19 protein-coding genes are annotated in these 23,225 nt (G+C 68.4%); 9 read left to right on the top strand and 10 right to left on the bottom strand.

What is annotated here, in order from left to right; all coding sequences use genetic code 11:
- Positions 1-10 precede the first annotated feature (10 nt).
- Positions 11-1,234, top strand: coding sequence for an NADH:flavin oxidoreductase (locus A5691_RS15820; RefSeq protein WP_068016509.1), 1,224 nt, complete (start codon positions 11-13; stop codon positions 1,232-1,234).
- Here the strand turns inward: A5691_RS15820 and A5691_RS15825 are convergent, their stop codons facing one another.
- From A5691_RS15825 to A5691_RS15845, 5 genes are all read right to left on the bottom strand, one after another.
- Positions 1,235-2,164, bottom strand: coding sequence for an alpha/beta hydrolase (locus A5691_RS15825; protein ID WP_068016512.1), 930 nt, complete (start codon positions 2,162-2,164; stop codon positions 1,235-1,237).
- The gene (locus A5691_RS15830; RefSeq protein ID WP_068016515.1) at positions 2,161-2,994 is read right to left on the bottom strand and encodes an IclR family transcriptional regulator; all 834 of its coding nucleotides are present in this window, start codon (positions 2,992-2,994) and stop codon (positions 2,161-2,163) included. Before A5691_RS15830 ends, A5691_RS15825 begins: the two co-directional genes overlap by 4 nt.
- 156 nt (positions 2,995-3,150) lie before the next feature.
- On the bottom strand, positions 3,151-4,617 hold the full coding sequence (locus A5691_RS15835) for an FAD-dependent oxidoreductase (RefSeq protein ID WP_068016516.1): 1,467 nt from the start codon (positions 4,615-4,617) through the stop codon (positions 3,151-3,153).
- Positions 4,614-5,522: a biphenyl-2,3-diol 1,2-dioxygenase gene (gene bphC / locus A5691_RS15840; RefSeq protein WP_068016519.1), complete on the bottom strand. Its 909-nt coding sequence runs from the start codon at positions 5,520-5,522 to the stop codon at positions 4,614-4,616. The genes A5691_RS15835 and bphC overlap by 4 nt, the downstream gene beginning before the upstream one ends.
- 8 nt (positions 5,523-5,530) lie before the next feature.
- Positions 5,531-6,715: an acyl-CoA dehydrogenase family protein gene (locus tag A5691_RS15845; protein WP_068016523.1), complete on the bottom strand. Its 1,185-nt coding sequence runs from the start codon at positions 6,713-6,715 to the stop codon at positions 5,531-5,533.
- Positions 6,716-6,994: 279 nt separating this feature from the next.
- On the opposite strand from A5691_RS15845, the gene A5691_RS15850 reads away from it, so the two are divergent.
- The 3 genes from A5691_RS15850 to A5691_RS15860 are packed head-to-tail and all read left to right on the top strand — an operon-like array spanning position 6,995 to position 10,018.
- Positions 6,995-8,605, top strand: coding sequence for an NAD(P)/FAD-dependent oxidoreductase (locus A5691_RS15850; RefSeq protein ID WP_068016526.1), 1,611 nt, complete (start codon positions 6,995-6,997; stop codon positions 8,603-8,605).
- 2 nt (positions 8,606-8,607) lie between these two features.
- Entirely contained in the window at positions 8,608-9,408 is an 801-nt protein-coding gene (locus A5691_RS15855) for a mycofactocin-coupled SDR family oxidoreductase (RefSeq protein WP_068016528.1), read from the top strand.
- A gap of 16 nt (positions 9,409-9,424) precedes the next feature.
- Entirely contained in the window at positions 9,425-10,018 is a 594-nt protein-coding gene (locus A5691_RS15860; RefSeq protein ID WP_067750295.1) for a PaaI family thioesterase, read from the top strand.
- A gap of 5 nt (positions 10,019-10,023) precedes the next feature.
- Here the strand turns inward: A5691_RS15860 and A5691_RS15865 are convergent, their stop codons facing one another.
- Positions 10,024-14,514: an HAD-IC family P-type ATPase gene (locus A5691_RS15865; protein ID WP_068016531.1), complete on the bottom strand. Its 4,491-nt coding sequence runs from the start codon at positions 14,512-14,514 to the stop codon at positions 10,024-10,026.
- Between the two features lie 357 nt (positions 14,515-14,871).
- On the opposite strand from A5691_RS15865, the gene A5691_RS15870 reads away from it, so the two are divergent.
- Positions 14,872-15,357 (top strand): nuclear transport factor 2 family protein, encoded by a 486-nt coding sequence (locus A5691_RS15870; protein ID WP_067750113.1) that lies wholly within the window; start codon positions 14,872-14,874, stop codon positions 15,355-15,357.
- A 25-nt stretch (positions 15,358-15,382) separates the two neighbouring features.
- Here A5691_RS15870 and A5691_RS15875 read toward each other — a convergent pair whose 3' ends face one another.
- From A5691_RS15875 to A5691_RS15890, 4 genes are all read right to left on the bottom strand, one after another.
- Positions 15,383-16,255, bottom strand: coding sequence for an alpha/beta fold hydrolase (locus A5691_RS15875; RefSeq protein ID WP_197498997.1), 873 nt, complete (start codon positions 16,253-16,255; stop codon positions 15,383-15,385).
- 18 nt (positions 16,256-16,273) lie between these two features.
- The gene (locus A5691_RS15880; protein WP_067750115.1) at positions 16,274-17,668 is read right to left on the bottom strand and encodes a wax ester/triacylglycerol synthase family O-acyltransferase; all 1,395 of its coding nucleotides are present in this window, start codon (positions 17,666-17,668) and stop codon (positions 16,274-16,276) included.
- 198 nt (positions 17,669-17,866) lie between these two features.
- Positions 17,867-18,310: a nuclear transport factor 2 family protein gene (locus A5691_RS15885; RefSeq protein ID WP_067750121.1), complete on the bottom strand. Its 444-nt coding sequence runs from the start codon at positions 18,308-18,310 to the stop codon at positions 17,867-17,869.
- Positions 18,311-18,355: 45 nt separating this feature from the next.
- Complete coding sequence (locus A5691_RS15890; RefSeq protein WP_067750123.1) at positions 18,356-18,538, bottom strand: hypothetical protein; 183 nt, start codon at positions 18,536-18,538, stop codon at positions 18,356-18,358.
- Positions 18,539-18,764: 226 nt separating this feature from the next.
- On the opposite strand from A5691_RS15890, the gene A5691_RS15895 reads away from it, so the two are divergent.
- The 4 genes from A5691_RS15895 to A5691_RS15910 all read left to right on the top strand — a co-directional run bounded on the left by A5691_RS15895 (position 18,765) and on the right by A5691_RS15910 (position 23,210).
- Complete coding sequence (locus tag A5691_RS15895; RefSeq protein ID WP_067750125.1) at positions 18,765-19,190, top strand: PPOX class F420-dependent oxidoreductase; 426 nt, start codon at positions 18,765-18,767, stop codon at positions 19,188-19,190.
- Between the two features lie 51 nt (positions 19,191-19,241).
- On the top strand, positions 19,242-21,476 hold the full coding sequence (locus A5691_RS15900) for a molybdopterin-dependent oxidoreductase (protein WP_067781010.1): 2,235 nt from the start codon (positions 19,242-19,244) through the stop codon (positions 21,474-21,476).
- Between the two features lie 118 nt (positions 21,477-21,594).
- Entirely contained in the window at positions 21,595-22,695 is a 1,101-nt protein-coding gene (locus tag A5691_RS15905; RefSeq protein WP_082950355.1) for a type III polyketide synthase, read from the top strand.
- Positions 22,696-22,706: 11 nt separating this feature from the next.
- Positions 22,707-23,210, top strand: coding sequence for an isoprenylcysteine carboxyl methyltransferase family protein (locus A5691_RS15910; protein ID WP_067750300.1), 504 nt, complete (start codon positions 22,707-22,709; stop codon positions 23,208-23,210).
- Positions 23,211-23,225: the final 15 nt, after the last annotated feature.

Raw genomic sequence — 23,225 nt, forward strand, 5'->3', positions numbered from 1 at the left:
CGGTGGGGGGATGAGCGCTTCCTTCAGTCCCGTGCAGCTCGGTCCGGCCACCTTGCGCAACCCGATCATCAAGGCCGCGACCTCCGAAGGCCGATCGCCCCAGGGACTGGTCACCGATGATCTCATCGCGTTTCACCGGGCGTTCGCCGATGGGGGAGTGGGCATGACGACGGTGGCCTACTGCTGTGTCGCGCCCGAGGGCGCGAGCGCCCCGGGTCAGATCGTCATGAGCTCGCAGGCGCTGCCCGGCCTGCGCAGACTTACCGATGCCGTGCATGGGGCGGGTGCGGCCATCTCGGCCCAGCTGGGCCACGCCGGGGTGGTGGCCCCTAGGGCGCTGACCGGGGTGACCGCCCTGTCGCCGAGCCGGTTCGTCAACCCGACATCGTTGGCCTACTGCCGGGCGATCACCCGCGACGAGATAGCAACCGTCATCGACCAGTTCGGCGCGGCAACCCAGGTAGCCATCGATGCCGGATTCGACGCAGTTGAACTGCATTTCGGACACTTGTATCTGCCGAGCTCGTTTTTGAGCCCACTCATCAACCGCCGCAAGGACGAGTACGGCGGCTCCATCGACAACCGTTCCCGCCTGTCACGGGAGATCGCCGAACGCGTCCGCGAGATGGCCGGGGGCCGGATCGCCGTCATCGCCAAACTGAATATGGACGACGGACTGCCCGGCAGCATCTGGATCGATGAGGCGTTGCGCACCGCGCAACTCCTCGACACCGACGGCACCCTCGACGCGCTCGAACTGACCCAAGGGTCCTCGGTCTTCAAGCCGATGTACCTGTTCCGGGGCGACGTCCCGGTGCGCGAATTCGCCCGCGTCATGCCGGCTGCGCTACGGCCTGCCATCAGGCTGGCCGGCAAGCGCGTGATGGGCAGCTACCCGTACAGCGACCTCTACATGCTCGAAGCCGCACGCCAATTCGTGCCGGTGATGCGCAACACCAAACTGATCCTGCTGGGCGGTATCACCCGCCGCGACCACGTCGAGACCGCACGAGAGGAGGGATTTGACTTCGTGGCGATGGGTCGGGCGCTGCTGCGGGAACCCGACCTGGTCAACAAGATGATCGCCGACCCGGCCAGTCGCAGCCGATGCAACCACAACAACAAGTGCATGGTCACCGTTTTCGGTCGCACCCACTGCGTGCTCGATCCCGACCAGCGCTACGGACCACCTACCAAGATCGACGAGCAGCCCGCCCAGCACGCAGCACGGTAATCACCCCAGCAGCGCGGCCAACTCGCGGCACGCCTGCCGCCGGGCTTCGTGAGCGATGTCGAGCATCGGCATCGTCATGAACCCGTGGATGCCACCTTCGAAGCCGCACCGCACGGCGACTACCCCCGCGGATTGCAGCGCGTCGGCGTAGGCGATGGCTTCGTCCCGAAGCGGATCGTGCCCGGCCGTGACCATTACCGCGGGCGGTAGCCCATGTAGGTCCGCTCGGAGCGGTGAGGCGTAAGGATGGTCGCGGTCGGCGGATGCGGGCACATACTGGTCCCAATACCATTGCAGAGCAGCCGTCGGATTGTAGAAACCCTTGCCGAACAGTCGATATGACTCGGTGTCGAAGCCGGCCGCGAGCATCGGGTAGAGCAGCAACTGCGCGGCAATCGCCGGGCCACCACGATCGCGCGCCATCAACGCCACGACGGCGGCCAGGTTGCCGCCCGCGCTGTCACCGCCCACCACAACCGCGCGCGAACCTCGGCGGCCGACGCCGTCGAGGTCGGCGGCCCATCGCGTGGCGGCGTACAGGTCCTCGGCCGCGGCAGGCCACGGATTTTCTGGAGCCAGCCGGTACCCGACGGAAACCACCACGGCGGGAACGAGGTTGGCCAGACTGCGGCACAGGCCATCGTGGCTGTCGAGGTCGCAAAACACGAATCCGCCGCCGTGCGCGTATACCAGGATCGGCAGGCCGCCGTCGTCGGCATGGCCGCGGGGCCGGTAGATCCGTATCGGGATGTCCGCACCGGCGCCCGAAATGGTGTGATCTCGGACTGCGGCGACCGGCTCGGGCTGGGCGGGCGATACCAACCGCTCGCGGATGGCCGCCCTGGCCTGGGCGCCCGTCATGGTGTGCACCGGCGGAAAGCCCGCGTCCAGCCCCTCAATCAGCTCGGCGACCTGGGGGTCGAGGTTCACGCGTACTGCAAGGTGGGCTGCGGCGCCGGAATCGGGCGGTGGGGCAGCAGCGGTCGCATTGTTTGCAGCGTGGGCGCCACCCGGTGAGCGCCGTCTTCGATGTTGCGCCAGATGTTCACCGCGGTCACGCGGACCGGGGTGGTTAGTCGCTGATCGAACACCATGCGATTCATCGGTGCGCACACCGACACCGCGGCAATCGCCTCGCCGGGGTTGCCGATGGGGGCTGCCACGCAGCCAAAACCCAGCAGCGACTCCTCGCGCTCGAAGGCGACGCCGTGGGCCCGCACCTTGGCTAACTCAGCGGCGAGTTGCGAGCCGGTGCAAATGGAAAACTTCGTCTTGCGGGCCTGCAGATCAACGTCGGCCTGCTGGTCGCCATAAGCCAGGATGGCTTTGCCGACCGCGGTACAGTGCGCGGGTTGCCGACCCCCGACCCGGGTGGGGATCGCATTGATCAGTCGGTCACCGATCTTGTCGAGGTAGACAACGTCCGGCCCGTCCAGCACCGCTAGATGGACGACAAGGCCGGTGGCGCGGTGCAATTCGCCCAGCAAGGGGGCGGCCGCGCGCACCAGGCGGTCTTGGTGCACGGCCAGTGAGCCCAACTCCACCAGCCGCATGCCGAGCTCGTAGTCGCGGCCGTTGCGGCGTAACCAGCGCAGCTGAACCAACCGCTCGAGCATCCGGTGCGCCGACGAGCGCGGCAGGCCGGTGCGACGCACGATCTGGGCCAGCGTTAGCCGTCCCGGTCCTTCGAAGGCGTCCAGCACCAAGGAGACGCGGTCGATGACGGCGGTGGGAGTTGCTGTTTCCAGGGGCGCTGACATCGGTCCTCCGAAGCTCCATTGCATCTGGCTGCGATATGACTATTAGAGATAACTCAGTTTGTACCATAGTCATGTGCGCGTTGTCACATGGCATGCCAAAAGCGCCACCGGCCACAGCTGTGTCGGGTGCGGGATGTAGGGATCAGTGCAGGCCGGTCAGCCCTTGGCCGCGGATCGGCCCGCGCGGCGGCCGTAGAAGCTGCCGTCACCGAGCGAGATGCCGCTGGCGTAGCCCCACGCGGCCAGCCCGGCCGTGCAGCGGCCGGCGGCGAAGAGGCCGGGTATGGGTTCGCCGCTGACGTGCAGCACCTCGGCGTCCAGCGTGGTGGCCAGGCCGCCCAGGGTGAAACCGCCGGTGTTCTCCCGCAGGTCGACGGCGCCGACCGGCGAACCGATGGGCCTCAACCACTCCGGCTTCTTGTGCAGCAGCGGGTCCTCGCCGCGGGCGGCGCCCTCGTTGTAGGCGGCGACGGTCGCCTGCAGGGAACCCGGCGCCAGGCCCATCTCGCGCTCCAGGTCGGCGACGGTGTCGGCCACCCAGGTCGCCGGGCGCAGCATGAATTTCGGGGACCACGACGCCATCGCCTCTTGCTGGGCGTCGTCGTCGATGATCAGGAAGGCGATGTTGTCCTGCTGGTAGAGCGTGAGCTGGCCGATGCGGCCCGGATAGGTGTCCTCGGCAACGTAGCGCTGGCCGCGGCCGTTGACCAGGATGCCGCGCACCAGTTGCTGGGGGTCGATGAAGATCGCGACCTCGGTGGCGTCCATGTGCGCCAGATCGGCGCCCAACGCCTGGGCCATGCGGATCGCCTGCCCGTCGTGCTGCTCGATGGACGCGGCCGGGCGGCCCGCGATTCGCGGGGCGTAACGAGCCACCATCGCGTCGTTGTAGGCGAAGCTGCCGGTCGCGAGCACCACGCCCTTGCGGGCACGCACCGCAATGTCGTTGCCGTACTGGCGCGCCCGGATCCCGACCACCCGGCCGTCGGCTTCGACGATGAGGCGTTGCACCCGCACGTCGAAGAGTGCGCGTGCGCCGACGGCGGTGGCGGTCTCGACGAGCGGCTTCATCAGCATGTAGCCCGCGCTGGCCTCGCCCTGCTTCTTGTTGGACATCTGCGGGACGTGCCCGCGCGGGGCGGGGGAGGCGATCGTGTTGAAGGGGTAGGCGTTTTCGCCGCCGCTGTACATCAGGCCCTGGTCACCCATCGGTTCCCAGCCCGGTTCGGAGAAGAATTCCGCCTTGAACGGAACGCCGCAGCCGACCAGCCAGTCGAAGTGGGCCACGCTGCCGGCGCAGTAGTCGGCGACCCGCTCCGGGTCGGCGCCGGGCCCCATCGCGACGTTGAGGAAGGCCGCCATGTTGTCGACGGAATCGTCGAAGCCGCAGGCTTTCTGCAGCGGGGTGCCGCCGCCGAGGTAGATGAACCCGCCGGCCATCGCCGCCGCCCCGCCCCAGGATCCGGTCCGCTCCAGGACAAGAACCTCGGCGCCGGAGCGCGCCGCCTCCACCGCCGCGGCGGCGCCAGCCACCCCGTAGCCGGCGATGACCACGTCGGCCTCGTCGTCCCACGACGTGATCGACGCGGCCGGGACCGGCGTGACGTCGGTATCCGGCGTCATAGCCGCATGGCCGCGGGCATTTCGCCGATCCACTGGTGACCCCAGTAGCTGTCGGCGGTGATTTCCTCTGCGGTGTAATAGGTTTCGTCGACGCGCATGCCGTCGGTGCCGAACTCGATGTCCCAGTCGCCGGGAGCCCGGACGTAGAACGACACCATCTTGTCGTTCGTGTGCCGGCCCAGCGTGGAGGACAGCTGGAAGCCCTCGGCGTTCACGCGGTCCAGCGCCTGGCCCACCGCGTCGAGGGTGTCGACCTCCACCATGATGTGCACCAGGCGCGGGTCGCGCTGATGTGCGGCCGGCACGATCGCCAGGCTGTGGTGCCGTTCGTTGATGCCCAGGAAGCGAACCCGCACGGGCCCAAACTCTTTCGGCAGCGGCACCCGGAACGCTCCCCGGGAGCGGAACCCCAGCACCTCGGTGTAGAAGTCGAACAGCCCGCCCGGGTCCATCGCGGGCACGACGACATGGCCCATGCCCTGGTCACCGGTGACGAATTTGGCGCCGAACGGGGTGATGACCGGGCTGTGGTCGAGCACCGCGCCATGGAACACCTCGAGCGTGGTGCCGGCCGGGTCTTCGAAGGTGATGACCTCTTCCACGCGTCGGGCCTCGGCCTCGTCGGGGGACAGCTGCTTGAACGGGGTGCCGGCGGCGTCCAGGGTCGCCTTGACCCGTTGCAGCGCCGGGTGGTCGCGTACCTCCCAGCCGATGGTGAGCACCCGGTCGGTCTCGCCGGGCACCACGATGAGCCGGGCGGCGCGCTCGTCCATCCGCAGGTACAGCGCCTCGGGGTCGGGGCCCTTACCCTCGGCGAAACCCAGGACACCGAAGGCGAATTGCCGCCAGCGGTCGATGTCGTTCGTCGAAATCGTGATGTAGCCCAGGCTTTTCAGGTCGGTCACGTGCTCTCCTAGATCAGCGCCCGCAGGGGGCCCTCGGGCGGATCGATGCCCAGCGAACTCAGCGCCGACGCGTGATAGGTGGTGCCCGGCATGTGGATGGCGTGCAGTTGCCCGACGTGCACGTCGCGCCAATACCGTTGCAGCGGCTTGTCCATGCGGGCCGCGTTGCCCCCCGAGCGGGCGAAGATCTCGTCGACCGCCGACACCGCGCGCCACACCGCGCGGATCTGGGTGCGCCGGCCCGCCGCGCGGTCGGCGAACGACACCTCCTTGCCGGCGGCGACCATGTCGTAGATGCGGTCGGCGTTGGCCAGCAGTTCCTGGCGGGCGGCGTTGATGTCGGCGGCCGCCTCGCCGATCGCGAACATCACGTAGGGGTCGTCCTTGATCGCGGTTCCGGTGGCGCCGACGCGCTCGCGCTGGTAGTCCAGATGCGCGGCCAGGGCCCCCTCGGCGATGCCGATCGTGGCCGCCGAGATGCCCAGCGGAAACATCGTCGACCACGGCATCAGGTACAGCGGTTCGGTCATGCCGGCCTCGCGCTGGGCGGTGCCGTCCATCACCTTCGTCGCGTCCATCGTCCGGTAGGACGGGACGAACGCGTCCTTGACGATGACGTCCTTGGAGCCGGTCCCGCGCAGTCCCACCACGTTCCACGAGTCCTCGACGATCTCGTAATCCTTGCGCGGCAGGATCATGTGCAGCATCTGCGGCGGCATGATCGGAACACCCTTGTCGTCGCCCAGCATCGCGCCCAGGATGATCCAGTCACAGTGGTCGGTGCCCGAGCTGAACTGCCAGCGGCCGTTGAAGAGGTAGCCACCGTCGACGGGCTTGGCCACCCCCTGCGGCGCGTACGGCGAGGCCATCCAGGTGTCGACGTCCTCGGCCCAGATCTCGGCGGCGACCCTCGGGTCCGCGTACGCCAACTGATAGGGGTGCACTCCGACCACGCCGACGATCCAGCCGGCCGCCGGGTCCAGCGCCGCGGTCGCCATCGTCGTCTCGGCGAATTCGCGGGGGTGGGCCTCGAAACCCTGATACTGCTTGGTTTGCAGCAGCCGGATCAGGCCGGCGCCCTTCATCAGCTTGACCGTGTCGTCGGTGAGCCGGCCGATCCGCTCGGCCTCGGGGGCCTGGTCGCGCAACTGATCCGCCATCGCCACGACCCGGTCGAGTACCCGTTCGCTCATGTTGGTGTCCTTACGTCTGGGGGGCTTAGTAATGGTCTACCGCAGTTCGTGCCCCAGCCGAAGCCGTTCCCGATGAGCGGAAGAAAATGCGGCCGGAATCGACTGCACAACGCGGCGCGCACGCGCCGGGCCTGGCACGCCAGGATGACGCCCTCCAGCCGGTCGCAGGGCCGGTCCGCCTCCGAAGGTGCGCGCGCCCGATAGCCGGGACAACGTCACCGCCGTGTCCGGTGACCGGGAACCGGCCCGGCGGTCGACGGGCGATAGGACATACCGTGCGTGCTTGTGAGTGGCGCGGAGCTGGTCGATGTCGTCGTGGTCGGCGCCGGGTTCGCCGGCCTCTACGCCCTGCACAAGCTCCGCGGTCAGGGACTGTCGGTGCGGGTCCTGGAGGCGGCGCCGGAGCTCGGCGGCACCTGGTATTACAACCGCTATCCGGGGGCGCGCTGTGACGTCGAAAGCGTCGACTACTGCTATTCCTTCTCCGATGAACTTCAGCAAGAGTGGAACTGGACCGAGAAGTACGCCACCCAGGCCGAGATCCTCGCCTATCTGAACTGGGTGGCCGACAAACTCGACCTGCGCCGCGACATCACATTTCGCGCCCGCGTCGTGTCCTCGGCACTGGACGAAACAACGCTGCGCTGGGTGGTCACCACAGACGGCGGTGACGTCCTGTCCGCCCGTTTCTGCCTGATGGCGACGGGCCCGCTCTCGGCGGCTTTGACGCCTGACTTCCACGGACTCGAGTCGTTCGCGGGCGAGATCTACCACACCGCCGCGTGGCCCCAGCATGCCGTCGATTTCACGGGTAAGCGCGTCGCCGTCATCGGCACCGGTTCGTCTGGCATTCAATCGATTCCGATCATCGCCGAACACGCCAGGCATCTGTTCGTCTTCCAGCGCACGCCCAATTACAGTGTCCCCGCCGGCAACAAGCCGTTGAGCGAACGCGAACTCGACGACATCAAGGCGAACTATGCCGAAAGGCGTCGGTTGTCGTGGCGCAGCGGCGGCGGGTCACCGCACATCACGGCGCCCAAGCCGACGATGGAGTTCACGCCGGAGGAACGTCGGGCCGCGTTCGAGAAGCGTTGGCAGCTGGGTGGTGTGCTGTTCTCGAAAACGTTCCCTGACCAGATGACCGACCTGACCGCCAACGAAGAGGCCCGAAAGTTCTACGAGGAGAAGGTGCGCGCGGTCATCGACGACCCTGCCCTGGCCGAGCTGCTCATACCCAATGACCACCCGATAGGCACGAAGCGGATCTGCACCGACAGCAACTACTTCAGCACCTTCAACCGGCCGAACGTGTCGCTGATCAGCGTGCGCGACACACCGATCGAATCCGTGGACGCCACCGGGATCAGCACCGCTGGCGTGCACTATGACGTCGACATGATCGTGCTCGCAACGGGTTTCGACGCGCTCACCGGTGCGCTGGCCAAGATGGACATCATCGGGCGCGGCGGTCGTCGGTTGCGGGACGACTGGTCGCACGGGCCGCGTACCTACCTGGGGCTGGGTATCGACGGATTCCCCAACCTGTTCCTGATCTCCGGTCCAGGGGCACCGGCCGTGCTGGCGAACATGGTGCTGCACGCCGAGGCGCAGGTGAATTGGATAGCCGCGGCCATTGCCTACCTCGATGACCACGGGCTGGCCGCGATCGAAGCGACCCGCGACGCGGTCGACGGCTGGGGAGCCGAATGCGCCCGCCTCGCCGACGCCACGTTGTTCACCAAGGCGGAGTCCTGGTACATGGGAGCCAACGTGCCCGGAAAGCCAAGGGGATTCATGCTATTCGTCGGCGGCTTCGCCGCCTATAACGACATCTGCGCCGAGGTTGCCGGGGCCGGTTACCCGGCCTTCGATCTGGTCGAGAGGTGACGATGAAGAGACTGGTTGGCAAGGTCGCGCTGGTCACCGGCGCAGGCAAGGGCACGGGACGGGTGCATTGTCAGCGCCTCGCCGACGAGGGTGCAGATGTGATCGCGCTCGATGCCGCCGCGGCGAGCGACGAGTTGCTCGACACTGCAAGGGATGTCGAAAGCCGCGGTCGACGCTGCGTGACGGGCGTTGCCGACGTGAGTGACTTGGAGGCCGTCACCGACGCCGTAGCGGCCGGCGTCACGGCACTGGGGCGCCTCGACATCGTCGTCGCGAACGCCGGAATCCACATTGCGGGCGGACGGACATGGGAACTTGACTCCCGGGATTGGCATCGCACGCTCGACATCAACCTGACCGGCGTGTGGCACACGGTCAAGGCCGGCGTACCGCGCATGGGCGACGGCGGCGCCATTGTCATCATCAGTTCCACCAATGGTCTTCGCGGGACGCCCAATTCCGCGGCGTACACGGCGAGCAAGCACGCGGTGGTCGGGCTGGCGCGCACTCTCGCGAACGAGCTCGGCCCTACCGGCATCCGGGTCAACACGGTTCATCCGGGGCCGGTCGCGACCCCGATGATTCTCAACGAGGGGACGTTTCGACGCTTACGCCCGGACCTCGAGAACCCGACCGCCGCGGATGTCGCGGAAGTGTTGCGGGCGCGCAACCTGCTGCCGGTGCCCTGGGTAGAGCCCGTCGACGTGGCCAATGCGGTGGTGTTCTTGGCCTCCGAGGAGGCCCGCTACATCACGGCCACCCAGCTCGTCGTCGACGCCGGCCTCTCGCAGAAGGCGACATGATCGGGCGGTGGGGATGATGGAAGACGACGGCGGCGGCGCGCCGGCATATGAACCGCTCGCCCAGTCCGTCCGCCGGCTGATCGACGCGACGATCCGCACCGAGGCCGGCGCGGGTACCGTTGCGGCCGCGAAGAGGCACATCGATTGCGCCGTGGAGCAATTGAGCGAAACTCTCATGCCGGGCTCGTTCGGTGTTCGCCATCCCTCCGACGGACAACCGGTCACCTCCGGCAATGTGATGATCGGCGCGCGCAACCCGGTCGCCCCTCCGCTGGTCATTCACCGCGACGCCGGTGGTGTCGTCTGGACGGAGATCACACTGGGCGCCGCTTACGAAGGCCCACCGGGACACGTCCATGGCGGAGTGTGCGCGTTGGTCCTCGACCACGTCCTGGGCGCGACCGCGCACGAACCCGGTCGACCGGCCTACACCGGCACGCTCACGCTGCGCTATGTCCGGGGGACCCCGCTGGGTCCGGTGCGGGTACAAGCGTGGGTCGACCGCGTCGAGGGCGTGAAAACCTTCGCGAAGGGGCAGATCACCGATAGCCAGGGGATCACGGTCGGTGCGGAAGGCGTGTTCATCAAGCCGCGCGGTGACCGTGACTGAGTGACTCACGGCCGATCGGTGACGGCCTCCGCCGGAATCCGATGCTGTTCTCGGTCCACCAATCTCAGCGCACGCGCGGCCTTCGCGGGAGCTTGCAGGAATGCGGTATGCGGCGCCCGCGGGCCGCGGTGCTGCGATAAATGCGGGTCTGAGTTTGCGGGCTCGTCGTGTTCCGTGGCAGCGGTGAGTGGAGGCTCATCGCCTCGGCGGCCCGACCGCAACTGATTCATGACGGCAACGGCGAGGACGGCGGCCGCGGCGGTGCCCAGCCCCTGTGCCCAGCCCACAGGGCCGACCGGTGTGCAGCCCAGGAGTTGGCTGATCCCCGGGGTGCTGATCATCGCGGTGAATGCTGCGAACGAGCCGGCCGCGGTAAGCAGCACCAGCGGCGCGTGCGAGTCGACCACCGTCTGGCCCAACTCGACCGCGACCAACGAGATCAGCGCGACGGTGGCGGCCCGCTGCGGCAGCCCGGTGACCGAGGCCATCGCCCACGCCGACGTGGCGGCGGTGGCGGTGAGTGCTCCGCGCGCGGCCACGGCTCGCAGGAGCGCGCGTTCGTCGATGCCGCTCCCGACGCGCTGTACGGGCCCCGCGGGCGTGCTGACGGCGACAGCGGTCGCGGGTAGCGCGTCGGTGAGCGTATTGATCAGCAGCAACTGGCGGGTGTTCAGCGGCGAGGTCCCGGCGATCGCCGTGCCGATGACGGAGAAGATCACCTCGCCGGCATTGCCGCCGAGCAGGCCGGCCACGGCCGCCTGGACTCCACGCCAGAGTCGGCGGCCTTCGTCGATGGCGGCGACGAGCGTCTCGATGCGGCCGTCGGTGAGCACCAGGTCGGCGGTCGTGTGCGCGGAGTCGCTGCCGCGCGCGACCACACCGACACCGACGCTTGCCGCCCGGATCGCGGCGGCGTCGTTGGCGCCGTCGCCGACCATGGCGCACACCCGCCCGGCGCGCTCGAGCGTCTGAACGACCTGCACCTTGTTCTCCGGCGACATTCGGGCGAAGATCACCCGCTCGGTCACCGCGCGCTGCTGATCCTGCCGGGACAGGGCGTTCCATTCCGACCCAGTGATCACCTCGTCGGCGCTCACCGTGACCCCCAGCTCGCGGGCGATGGCGGTGGCGGTGACGGGATGGTCGCCGGTGATCAGCCGGATCGCGACGCCCCGGTCGGCCAGGTCCGCCAGCAGCTGCGGCGCCTGGGGGCGCGGGGTGTCCGAGAGGCCCAGAAATCCGGTGAGCGCCAAGCCCGTCTCGCACAATCCGGTGATGGCGTCCGGGTCTTTGCGCAACGCTCGCGCCTGTGCCGCGGTCAGGCGCCGCTGGGCCACCGCGATCGTTCGCAGTCCCGCGGTCGTCAGCGCGGCGACGGCGTCGTCCACGACTGCGCCGACCTCACCGCACGCCGCCAAGACCACCTCGGGTGCGCCCTTGACGGTCAACTGGGTGCCGGTCACCGAGGCCGAGAACGCCCGGCCGGACCGGAACGGCAGATGCGCGTCGGGGTCGGGGCGCGAACCGGAGTCCGGCACCGCGTCCGCCGCCTTGATGATGGCCTCGTCGGTGGCGTGCACGTGCGGGTTGCCGTCGTCGGCCGGCGCGGCCTGGGCGGCGCACCGCAAAACGTCCTCGCGGGAATGGCCCGCCATGGGGTGGACCTCGGCGACGCGAAGGCGGTTCTCGCTCAGCGTTCCGGTCTTGTCGAAGCAGACCACCTCGACGCGACCGAGCGCCTCGGTCGCCCGCGGGACCCGGACCAGCGCCCCGCATTCGCCCAGCCGCTGCGCCGACGCCGATTGGGCGAGGGTGGCCATCAGCGGCATGCCCTCGGGGATGGCCGCCACGGCGACCGCGATGGCGCTGCCCAGCGCTTGGCGCAGCCCGCCTGCGCGGAACAGGCCGAGCCCGCCGACCACAACGCCGCCGCCCGCGCTGAACGGGAACGCGCGGCGCATCAGCTGGCTGAGTTGATGGTGCAGGCCGACGGTCGGCAGGTCACCGGAGGCCAGTTCGGCCGCGCGGCGGGTCTGGGTGTCGGCCCCGACGGCGGTCACCAGCGCCACCGCGGTGCCGGCCACCACGGTGGTTCCGGCGTAGATCATGCAGCGGCGCTCGGCCAGTTCGGCCCCGGGCGTGGCCTCGACCTGCTTCTGCACCGACAGGGATTCACCGGTCAGGGACGACTCGTCGACCTCGAGGTCGTGCGCCTCGATCACCCGAGCGTCGGCGGGCACCACCTCGTCGCTGCGCACCTCGATCACGTCGCCGGGCCGCAGTTGCTCGACGAGGACTTCGCGGTAGCCCCGCGCGGCATCGGTCCCCGGGGTGACGACGCGGGCCGGCGGGGCCTGCTGGGCCAGCAGGCGGTTCAACCGGTTCTCGGCCCGTAGCTGTTGGGCGGTCGACAGCAAGGCATTTCCGGTCAGCACGGCCCCGACCATGATCGCGTCGGCCGGTGAGCCCAGCAGGGCTGTTGCCGCCGAACACAGCCCGAGGATCGGCGTCAACGGATCACCGGTTAGTTCGGCGGCGGCGGCCCTGGCGAACTCCCACGCCGCGGCCGGGAACCGCGTGCCGCCCGGTGTGGGTTCGGTTGCGGCAGCGGGCTCCTCGGGGTCGCGCAATGCCGCCAGCACCTCGCGGGCCTGCTCAGCCGACATCGCGTGCCACTCGTAGGCCGGGGCCGGCCGGGGTGTCGAAGTGTGAATCGCGCCGCGGGCCAACAGGTATCCGGACAGGATCCCCGCGACGGCACCGATGGTCACCGGGCCGGGCCCGCGCAACCGGCGCACCCCGGGCACCATGAACACCGCGCCCAGCGCCGAAGCTCCCACCGATATCGCGATACCCTGCTGACTTGCCGACCGGGCCGCGGGCAACGCATGCAACACCCGCCACGCTCCGGCCAGGTCGTCGAGCATCAGGTCCGCAGTCCAAGGCGGCGGGCCGTCGGCACTGGGCTTGATTCCCAACGCCAGGTCGGCGCCCGAAAGCGCTTGTGCGCCAAGCGAGGACAGCACCGCGACGGTGTGCCCGTCATGCTGCAGGCGCGAAACCGCATCGGCGAGTGCATGATCGATGCCGCCGTCACGGACTGGCAGGACATCGTCGAAAGCGGGACGCAAGTCGCCGAGCAGGTCGGTGTCGACCGACACCAGGCGCGCGCCTGAGTCACGCGCCCGGGTGATCAGAGCCGGCGCGAGCGGGTGAGGGGCCGGTGCGACGAGCGCCTCGACCGTATCGCTGGCCCCCTGCTCGTCGGTTGCGGCCGCGGGAATCGGGTGCCAGCCCGGGGCCGCACCGTCGTCGAGCAGGTCCTGGGCGCGGGTCCAGGCGCCGAGCAACTCGCCGTCGCGGGCGCCGCGCACCCGCACCACCCGCATCCTCTGGTCGCACAACACGCGCGGATCGATGAGCAGCGCGTCGACTCTGTCGAGTCGGCGCAAACCCTCCGGCCGCAGCGGCAGCACCCCGTGCTTATCCGCCAAGCCCCTGCCCAGCGTGGCCGCAAACGCCTCGTGCGAGGTGCGCATGGCCTTGGGCGAGGCCGCCAGCGCCGCGTTCGACGCCATCGTCACGTTGCGGGTGAGGGCTCCCGTCAGCCCGACGCCAATCAGCTGAACCCACGCTGCGCGCTTCCCGTGACGGTCGATCGGACCGGCCGGCGCGGGAACCGGGCGCGCCAACCGCTGCATCTCCGGCTCGTCGGCGTGCCGGGCCAATTCCGGCTCATAGCGGGCCCATGCCCGCGCGGCGGCCCGGGACTCCGCGGCCTTGAAACCTTGCATCGCCAGGTCGACGGACAGCTTCGCCGGTGACAACGTGACGACATGCGCGGCGGTGCCGAACACCGACAATGCGGTGTCCGTCGCACCGGGGCCGATGCCGCTCTCGAGCGCGCGGCGCAGCCACGGTTGGTGATTCGCGATCGCCGACACCGCCTCGACGGCGATCGGGGCAGCCGGCAATCGCAACGCCCGGCCGGCGACCGCGACCGCGAACCCGGCGGCGTTCACGGCCACCATCGCGCCGCGGGTGACCAACAGCAGCCCGTCGCCGGGCAGGCTTTCGGCGCGCGTGGAATCGCCTGCACCGTAGGCTGTTTCAGCGCTGTCAAGCGCGGAGCAAAGCTCGTCGAGCGACGCCCCGCCGTCGTCGATCTCAACAACCACCCGCGACAGCGGACGGTTCAGGCTGACCTTGGTGACACCGGGCTGTGCCCGCAGCGCATCGACGGCGGCGCGGCCACGTGTCGCCCCGCCCGTGCCGTCGAGGCCGCGTACCTCGATCCACAGCCGCCCGTCACCGCGCCCGCACCGTCGGGTCAGCGTGGAGCGAGATACCTCACCCGAGACCACTTTTGCGCCGACCCGGACCGGCAGCGCGACAGCCTCGAGACCGGCGGTCGCCAGCCTGCCGACCGCGTCGCCAAGTCCCGCGGCGGCGCCGAGCCCCGTCGACACCACCCGCAGCGGCGAAAGCTGTCGCACGCGCAACCCCTTTCACGCACATGACGAATGGTTGCTTCGCGGTTCTCCGCGAGGGAAGGCCGCCGACCGACGCTGGCCGACGACTGCAAACCCGACCAACCTAACTCGGGGTCAGGGACCCAGCAACTTGAGACGGGTACTGGTAAAGAACATGTAACAAGTGATCGCGGCTGTTAGGGCCGCTCGATCAAAATGTTCGGGCCACCTGATTCGCAGATTGAGCAAACCCCCATAGGCCGAGGTGGTTACGCCCGCTCCGGAAGGAAGCCGGCACGCCCTCGATGGTCGTGCCGTGCGTCCTAACGTGTGGGGATCAGCGGTGGTCCGCTGCCGCGATCCCGGCGACGAGGAGCAACCATGAGTGACATCGACGACCTGTCCGCGCGGCTGCGCCGACTCGAGGACGAGCGCGACATCGCCCGTCTCATCGCCTCGTACGGTCCTGCGGTGGATGCCGGGGATGCCGAGGCCACTGCGCGCCTGTGGGCGAGCGACGGCAGCTACGACGTCGATGGCTGGCGCATGGAGGGCCGGACCGCCGTGCACGCCATGGTCGAGTCGTCGGCCCACCAGAACCTGGTGGCCAAGGGGTGCTGTCATTTCTTGGGGCCATGCGTCGTCACCGTCACCGGCGATTCGGCGGTGGCGCTATGTGAGTCCCTGGTGCTGATCCGCGACGGCGACGGATATCGCGTATGGCGTTGTACCGCAAACCATTTCGTGATGGTCCGGGTCGAGGGGCAATGGCGGATCGGTGCGCGCACCAGCCGAATCCTGGACGGCAATCCCGCCGCCCACGAGTTGCTGACCGCGGGCCTGGCGGGGTCGGTCGCGGCGGAGTGAGATTCGCCCGCGCTCGCGATCGCCGCTAGTCCCTGGTAAGAAACGCCAGCACGGTGCTCTCGAACGCCTCCTTGGCCTCGATCATCGCCCAGTGCCCGGAGTTCGGGAAGATGTGCAGCTCCGCATTGGGGATGGTGCGCATCGGGATCAGCGCCATGTCCGGCGGGCTCACGCGATCGTCGCGCCCCCAGGTCAGCAGGGTGGGCGCGGTCAGCTTGTGCATGACGGCCCACGGCATCGGCCGGTCGGACGCGGCCATGGCGGCGTTCATCGCGCCGAAGGCCGCTTTCCCGTACATGCGGCGCGCGGCGGCCAGCGTGTCCGGGTCGGTGGCCAGCTCCCAGCGTTCCTCGACCAGCTCCTCGGTGATCAGCGCCTGGTCGTAGACCATCGATTTCAGCCAGTCGACCAGCCGCTGCCGCGTGGGATCCTCGACGAACTCCTGCAGCAGCCGGATGCCCTCGCTGGGGCTGGGGCTGAAGATGTTCGTCCCGATGCCGCCGATGGTCACCAATCGGTGGACGCGGTCCGGGTTATTGGTGGCGAAGTTGATGCCGACGCCGCCGCCCATCGAGTTCCCGACGATGTGCGCGCGTTGGACGCCGAGCGCGTCCAGGAAGGGCGGCACGGTGCCGAACGCGGTCACCATCGGGTGACCGCCGAAATCGTCGCTGACGCCGAACCCGGGAAACTCCAGGATCAGGCAGCGGAATCGCGCGGCGAACGAGGGGAGTATGCCGCGGAAGTTGCGCCACCCCGTGACGCCCGGTCCGGAGCCGTGCAGGAACAGCAACACCGGGGCGGATTCCGGGCCGCAGTCGTAGTAGCGCAAAGCGCCCTTGGGAGTGCTGATTTCGCGCAGGTCTTGCTGGGTAACGGTGTCGGCCACGGGTGTCACCTTGCCATGCCGTGGCGGTCAGCTCTGCTGGTGGCTCGATTCACTGCAATTCAGGAGCTCTTTGAGCGCTGCGGGAAAGGTGTCGGCGAGGTCCCAGAGGTCGGCAACGAGGTCGGGGCAGGAGATGAGGCCGATGCCCAGGCGGCCGTTGAGCGACATGACCGTGATGTTGAGTGCGGCGCCGGCGATGATCGGACCGAGCGGATACATGGCGTCGACCCGGCAGCCCATGAAGTAAAGCTGTTCCTGTGGTCCGGGCACGTTGGACAGCACCAGGTTGTGCGGCGGCTTATCAGGCAGCGGTATCCGGGGCAGTAGCTTCATCGCCGTGCCGAACATGGTCTGTCCGGCGACCTGCGTCCAGTCCTGCAGCAGGCTGGACCCCATGGCGGCGGCGTGGTCCTTGGCCGCGGCGTTGCCCCGCGCGATGCTACTCAGCCGTTCGGCCGGATCCTCGATATGGGTCTCCAGCCGGCACAGCATCCACGTGGTTTGGTTGCGGCCCGGCCGGTCTGATTTGCCCCGCACCGAGACCGGCACACTGGCCACCATCGGGCTGTCCGACAGTTCGTCGCGGTCCACCAAGAACTGCCGCAACGCGCCGGCGCATAGGGCGGTCACCACGTCGTTGACGGTGACTCCGAACCTGTTCTTCACCTTTTTGACGTCGTCGAGATCAAGGGTGGTCAGGGCGACGTTGCGGCGCCGCGTGAATGGGCCGTTGAACGCCGTCGGCGGCGCCGCGAACGGGGCGGCCATGGTCTGCCCGCCACCGCGGGCCCGCAACAGCGTTTGCGCCAGCGTCAGCGCGGTTGCCGGCAACACCTTGGCCAGGCGCCACGGCCGCAACCCGGCGCCGATGAGTCCGGACGCGGCGATCTGCAGGGGATTCGCCCCGCCGGACCGGGCGGCGGGCTTGGGGGCTGGGGCGTCCGGCGCGGTGCTGCACAACTGGGCCAGGAGATTGGCGCCGCCCACCCCGTCGATCACCGCATGGTGGGCCTTGAGGACGACGGCAAGCGCGTCGCCGCCGTGCAGGCCTTCGATCACCCACATCTCCCACAGCGGACGATCGCGATCCAGTGCCAGCCCGGCGACGTGCCCGCAGATCTCCGCTAACTCCCTCGACCCGCCCGGTGCCGGCAGCGCGACTCGTTGGAGGTGCCGCGCGAGGTCGAAACGATCGTCGTCGACCCAGACCGGATGGTCGAAGTTCAGCTGATTGTCCGCCAGCTTGAGACGGAATTCGGGCACCGCGTCCACTCGCGCCGCCAGCGCCCTCCGGAACTGGCTGAAGGTGTAGCCGCCCGGCATGTCACTCGGGTCGAGCTCCAACACGCAGCAAACATTCAGCGGCTGTGTCGGAGATTCGAGGTAGAGGAAGAACGCGTCTAACCCACTGAGTCGTTGCATATCCGCTCGTATCTTTTGTGCGCTCTGACCGCTGGTCACATGACCTCTGGTCAGCGCCGGGTGCCACCGGCGAACGCAATCAGGGTCGACCGCAATCTCTAGGTGTGATCTCTATCTGTAGCCGTTTCGCCGTCTCGGGCAAACATGTGAGCGAGACATTTAACGAAATCGCCACCGGCGTTCACCGGCGCGCAGGACTCAGCCCCGCGCCGTCCGCCTCGCCATGGCCGAGTCGGGCGCGGCCCAGTCGGTTGACACCTTGCGATGCCTGATCAGCCAGGCGTCGCCGTCGGGCACCAGCGTGTCGCGGTACCGGCCGAAATGGTCAAGGCCGGCGTGGGTGAGCACCGTGAAATACGACGACACCTGTGCGGAATCCCGGGTCAATTCGGTGAACAGCAGGTTGGTGAGGTTGTGGCGCACAATCGGCTGGACGTTTGACGGCCGGTTGACGTTGACGCCGCCGAGGAACGACGCAATCGCCGAACGGCCGCGCAACGGCTCGAGGCCACGAATCTCCAGGACGCCGTCGGCGCAGAACGTCTCGGCGAGGCCCGCCACGTCGCCGGCGTCACCCGCCCAGTTGTATCGCGCCAGGGTGTCGCGGATCCGCTCGCGCGCCACCAATTCCCAGTTCTCCACCGTCGTGACTCCTCGGGCGCAGCCTAATACGCGAAAGCGCAACCGCTACTTCACGATGTGGGGCCGAAAACCGAGGCGGTTGGAAGGTGTCACGCCGTTCAGGTCGAAGATCGCGATCAGGGCGCGCAGCAGCGCGGGGGACCAGTCCTCGAACGGCTGCGCGTCCAGTCGATCAAGGACTTCGGCGCGGAGATACTCGATGCCCGAGGGGTGTTGAGGATCGCTCATCGCGCATACCGATGGCGCGCGGGACCCGGTTCGGTGCTCAACGAGCCAGCTCCCTTCCCGACGAGTTTCTGGCGTCGACGCTAGGACCGCCGCCTCGCACTTGTACAGCCAACTGGCCAAATTCAAATGTGCATGAAACATCGGCTATGGGATCGGGAACGCGGCGTTCGGCGCCGCTTATTCCGCATGCGGGAATGAATCCCGGCCCGGGGCCGTAGAACAACGCATGGAACTCAATGACGCCGCCCGCGACCTCATTGGCAGGGGCGCCGACGCCACCCTGGTGACCCTGAACCCCGACGGCAGCCCCCAAGTCAGCCTGGTGTGGGTCGCCTTGCAGTCCACCCCCGACGGGGACGAACTCGTCACCGCGCACCTGGCCGCGCACAAGAAGGTTCGCAACGTCCGCAACGACCCCCGGGTGGCCGTCACCATCGTGTCGCTCGACGGGGCGCACACCGGGATGCGGCCCTACCTCTCGATCGCCGGGACTGCACGGATCGTCGAGGGCGGCGCACCCGAGCTTCTCGCCCAACTCAACCCGATTCTGGGCGACCCGGGTACCCAGTTCCCGCCGGACGGCGCGCCGCCCGGGTTCCTGACCCGCATTCGCATCGACAGGGTCGGCGGAATCGGCCCCTGGGCGGCCTGACCCCGAATTTTGGGACTTCCGCGACGGTCGGTAGCGGAATACAGTGGGTGGGTGAAGACGGGCGAAGACGGCAGGCACCTGCGGACCTGCCCCCTCTGTGAAGCCATGTGCGGCTTGGAGATTCACGTCGACGGCGGCAAGGTAACCAGCATCCGGGGCAACCGCGACGACGTGTGGAGCCGCGGGCACATCTGCCCGAAGGGCGTCTCACTTGCCGCGCTGCACGACGACCCCGACCGCATCCGCCGGCCCATGATCAAGGTCGACGGCGAATGGCACGAGGTGAGCTGGGACGCGGCGTTTCGCCGCTGCACCGAGTTGCTGACGCCCGTGATCTCCAAGTACGGGATCGGGGCGGTCACCGCCTACACCGGCAACCCGCTGGCGCACTCGTTTTCCCTCGCCCGCTACGCGGGCGTGCTGATGGGGATGTCGGGGATGCCGGTCACGTATTCGCCGGGCACCGTCGACCAGTGGCCGAAGAATTTGTCGTCGCATCTGATGTACGGCCTCTGGTGGAACTTCCCCGTCCCCGACATCGAACGCACCGACCTGATGGTCATCATGGGCGCCAACCCCGCCGCGTCGCAGGGGTCGCTGCTGGCCGCGCCCGACGTGATGGGCCTGATCGAGGGGATCCGCAAGCGCGGCAAGGTCATTGTGATCGACCCGGTCCGCACGCAGACGGCGGCCCGGGCCGACGAATGGCTTCCGATCGTGCCGGGTACCGACGCCGCGCTGCTGCTGGCGGTGGCGCACACCCTGTTCGACGAAGATCTGATCCATCCCGGGCCGCACGTGGACGGCGTCGACACGATGCGGCGGGTCGCCGCGGATTGGCCACCGGAGCGCGTCAGCGCGGTCACGGGCATCGCCGAGGACCGGATCCGGCGTCTGGCCCGCGAGCTCGCCAGGACCGAAAGGTCGGTGGTGTACGGCCGGATCGGGTTGTGCAATCAGGAGTTCGGCAGCCTGGCCAGCTGGCTGGTCGACGTCGTCAACATCCTGACCGGGCATTTCGACGTACCCGGGGGAGCGATGTTCCCAAAGCCGGCGGCCTGGTCGATCACCACTCAGCCGCTGCCCGGCCTCGAGGGCGGTCTGCCGGAATTCGGCCGCTGGCACACCCGCGTGCGCGGGGCGAAGGAGGTGCTGGGCCAGGCCCCGGTGTCCTGCATGGCCGAGGAGATCGCCACCCCGGGCGACGGGCAACTCAAGGCGCTGATCACGGTCGCGGGCAACCCGGTGTTGTCCACGCCCGGCGGCGACAAGCTCGACGAGGTGCTGCCGATGCTGGAAGCGATGATCTCCGTTGACCTTTGGCTCAACGAGACGACGCGGCACGCCGACGTGATCCTGCCCGGCCTGTCGCCGCTCGAGCAACCGCACCACGACGATCTCATCCTGCTCTTCGCGATCCACAGCATCGCGAATTACTCGCCGCCCGTGTTCGATCCGGGCGACCGCCCGCACGAATGGGAGATCCTGATCCGCCTCACCGGCCTGTGCGCCGGCACGCCGGCCGAAGATGTCGACGTCGCCACGATCGACGACGGGTTCTTCGATTACCTGGCATTCACCCAAGGCCTCGACGGTGCGGAGATCCGCAAGCTGTACGAGCATGGTGGCCCCGAGCGCATGCTGGACCTGACGCTGCGAACCGGACCGTTCGGGGACCAGTACGGCAAGAATCCCGGCGGGTTGACGCTGGATCTGCTCAAGGCCAACCCCAACGGCATCGACTTCGGACCGATGGTGCCGCAACTCCCGGACATCCTGGGGACACCCGACAAGAAGATCCGGTTGGCGCCGCAGTACCTTCTCGATGACCTACCGCGGCTGGCCGCCAGAATGGAACGACCGGCCGAGCCGCTGGTTCTGGTGAGCCGCCGGCACCTTCGCTCGAACAACACCTGGCTACACAACGTGCCCGCGCTGATGAAGGGAAAGGACCGGTGCACGTTGCTGATTCATCCCGACGACGCGGCCAGGTGCGGCGTCACGGACAATGACGTCGTCACCGTCAAATCGGCGGCCGGCGAGATCAAGGTGCCCGTCGAGGTCACCGAAGCGATCAAACCGGGCGTGGTGTCGATGCCGCACGGCTGGGGGCATGGCAAGCCGGGCACCCGCATGGCGGTGGCCAACGGATCGCCGGGAGCGAACACGAATGTGCTTTCCCCGCCGACGTTTATCGACGAGCCGTCGGGCAACGGCGCGCTCAACGGCATACCGGTGACGATCATCGACGATCAGGCCCGATTCCGTCCCGCACACAAACACTGAATTCGTGCTACCCCTCATCCCCCTATCGCTTGGTTAACGGCAGGCGCCGGTCTGTGGTTCATCTCACGCCGACCGCCTTTATCTGAACCGTCCGGTGGGGCCGCCCGTCGGCATAGGCATGACTGCAACAACACATCTCACTTCCCCCAGCGGGGCCGCTCAGCGTGGACGCGGCGCACCGCACATCGCCGGGGCCGCGGTGGCCTTCACCCCACACCGCTACAAGCAGGACGAAGTCGCCAGGGAGTTAACCGAATTCACCGACCCGAGGTTCCTGCGTTTCGCGCAGACAACGGGGGTCGACCAGCGCAGCCTGGCGCTACCGCTGTCGCGCTACCCGCGGCTGAGCGGCTTCACCGAGGCGAACGACGCCTACCTCGAGGTCGCCGTCGACCTCGGCGAGCGCGCGATACGTTCGGCGTTGGAAGAGGCTGGCGTCGAACCGCACGAGGTGGACACCATTGTTGTGGTATCGAGCACCGGCATCGCGGTGCCCACCATCGACGCGCGGCTGATGACCCGAATCGGGCTGCGGCCCAACGTCAAACGCGTCCCGCTGTTCGGCCTCGGCTGTGTGGCCGGCGCGGCCGGGATGGCGCGCGTCCACGACTACCTGCATGGCTACCCTCGCGACGTGGCGGTGCTGCTGTCGGTCGAGTTGTGTTCCCTCACGCTGCAGCGGGACGATACCTCGATCCCCGCGCTGATCGGGGTGTCCCTGTTCGGCGACGGCGCCGCCGCGATCGTCGCCGCGGGGTCAGATCGAAACCCGTTGAACGGCAAAGCCGGTCCGCGGGTGCTCGCCACCCGCAGCCGCGTGGTTCCGGAGACGGTCGACGTCATGGGGTGGAACGTCGGCTCCAGCGGATTCCAGCTCGTGATGTCGCGCGACGTCCCGAAGATGGCCGAAACCTACCTAAGGGGCGAGGTCGACGGTTTCCTCGCCGACCACGGGTTGTCGCTCGCGGACATCGCCACCTGGGTGTGTCATCCCGGCGGCCCCAAGGTGCTCGACTCGATCGAGGAGGCCCTGGACCTACCGCCGGAGGCCATGGTTCACAGCCGAGAGTCGATGCGGGACAACGGGAACGTCTCCTCGGTGTCCGTGCTCGATGTGTTGCGCCGGACCCTCGCGGAACCGCCGGCCGCAGGGTCGTACGGCGTCATGCTGGCGATGGGGCCGGGTTTCAGCTTCGAGCTGCTCCTGCTGCAGTGGTGAGGGGCGAGACCATGTACTACTACCTATTCATCCTGGCCGTCGGCGCGGAACGTCTGGTCGAGCTGGCAGTGTCGCAACGAAACACCAAATGGTCACTGGCCCATGGCGGCAAGGAGTTCGGCCGTGACCATTACCCGGCGATGGTCAGTATGCACACCCTGCTGCTGGCCTCGTGCGTCGTGGAGACCTGGGCCCTCGCCCGGCCGTTCATCCCGTGGCTGGGGTGGCCGATGCTCACCGTCGTGGTGCTCAGCACGGTGGTGCGCTGGCGCTGCGTGGCCGTGCTCGGCAGGCATTGGAACCCGAGGCTGATCGTCATCCCGGGCGCGCCGTTGGTCCGCGACGGGCTGTATCGCTGGGTACGACACCCGAATTACGCGGCGGTCGCTGCGGAGGTGGCGGCGCTGCCGCTCGTTCACTCGGCGTGGCTCACGGCGATCGCGTTCAGCATCGCGAACGCGATCGTGCTCAGGGTGCGGATCCGTGCGGAGAACGCCGCATTGGGCTTGGTGTGAGGACTGCTTCGGCGA

The sequence above is a fragment of the Mycobacterium sp. E183 genome (assembly GCF_001667735.1).
Lineage (GTDB): Bacteria > Actinomycetota > Actinomycetes > Mycobacteriales > Mycobacteriaceae > Mycobacterium.

Coding starts and splice junctions, on each gene's coding strand:
- A5691_RS15820 (WP_068016509.1), top strand. CDS start 11: ATGAGCGCTTCCTTCAGTCCCGTGCAGCTCGGTCCGGCCACCTTGCGC.
- A5691_RS15830 (WP_068016515.1), bottom strand. CDS start 2,994: ATGTCAGCGCCCCTGGAAACAGCAACTCCCACCGCCGTCATCGACCGC.
- A5691_RS15835 (WP_068016516.1), bottom strand. CDS start 4,617: ATGACGCCGGATACCGACGTCACGCCGGTCCCGGCCGCGTCGATCACG.
- A5691_RS15845 (WP_068016523.1), bottom strand. CDS start 6,715: ATGAGCGAACGGGTACTCGACCGGGTCGTGGCGATGGCGGATCAGTTG.
- A5691_RS15855 (WP_068016528.1), top strand. CDS start 8,608: ATGAAGAGACTGGTTGGCAAGGTCGCGCTGGTCACCGGCGCAGGCAAG.
- A5691_RS15860 (WP_067750295.1), top strand. CDS start 9,425: ATGGAAGACGACGGCGGCGGCGCGCCGGCATATGAACCGCTCGCCCAG.
- A5691_RS15870 (WP_067750113.1), top strand. CDS start 14,872: ATGAGTGACATCGACGACCTGTCCGCGCGGCTGCGCCGACTCGAGGAC.
- A5691_RS15880 (WP_067750115.1), bottom strand. CDS start 17,668: ATGCAACGACTCAGTGGGTTAGACGCGTTCTTCCTCTACCTCGAATCT.
- A5691_RS15890 (WP_067750123.1), bottom strand. CDS start 18,538: ATGAGCGATCCTCAACACCCCTCGGGCATCGAGTATCTCCGCGCCGAA.
- A5691_RS15895 (WP_067750125.1), top strand. CDS start 18,765: ATGGAACTCAATGACGCCGCCCGCGACCTCATTGGCAGGGGCGCCGAC.
- A5691_RS15905 (WP_082950355.1), top strand. CDS start 21,595: ATGACTGCAACAACACATCTCACTTCCCCCAGCGGGGCCGCTCAGCGT.
- A5691_RS15910 (WP_067750300.1), top strand. CDS start 22,707: ATGTACTACTACCTATTCATCCTGGCCGTCGGCGCGGAACGTCTGGTC.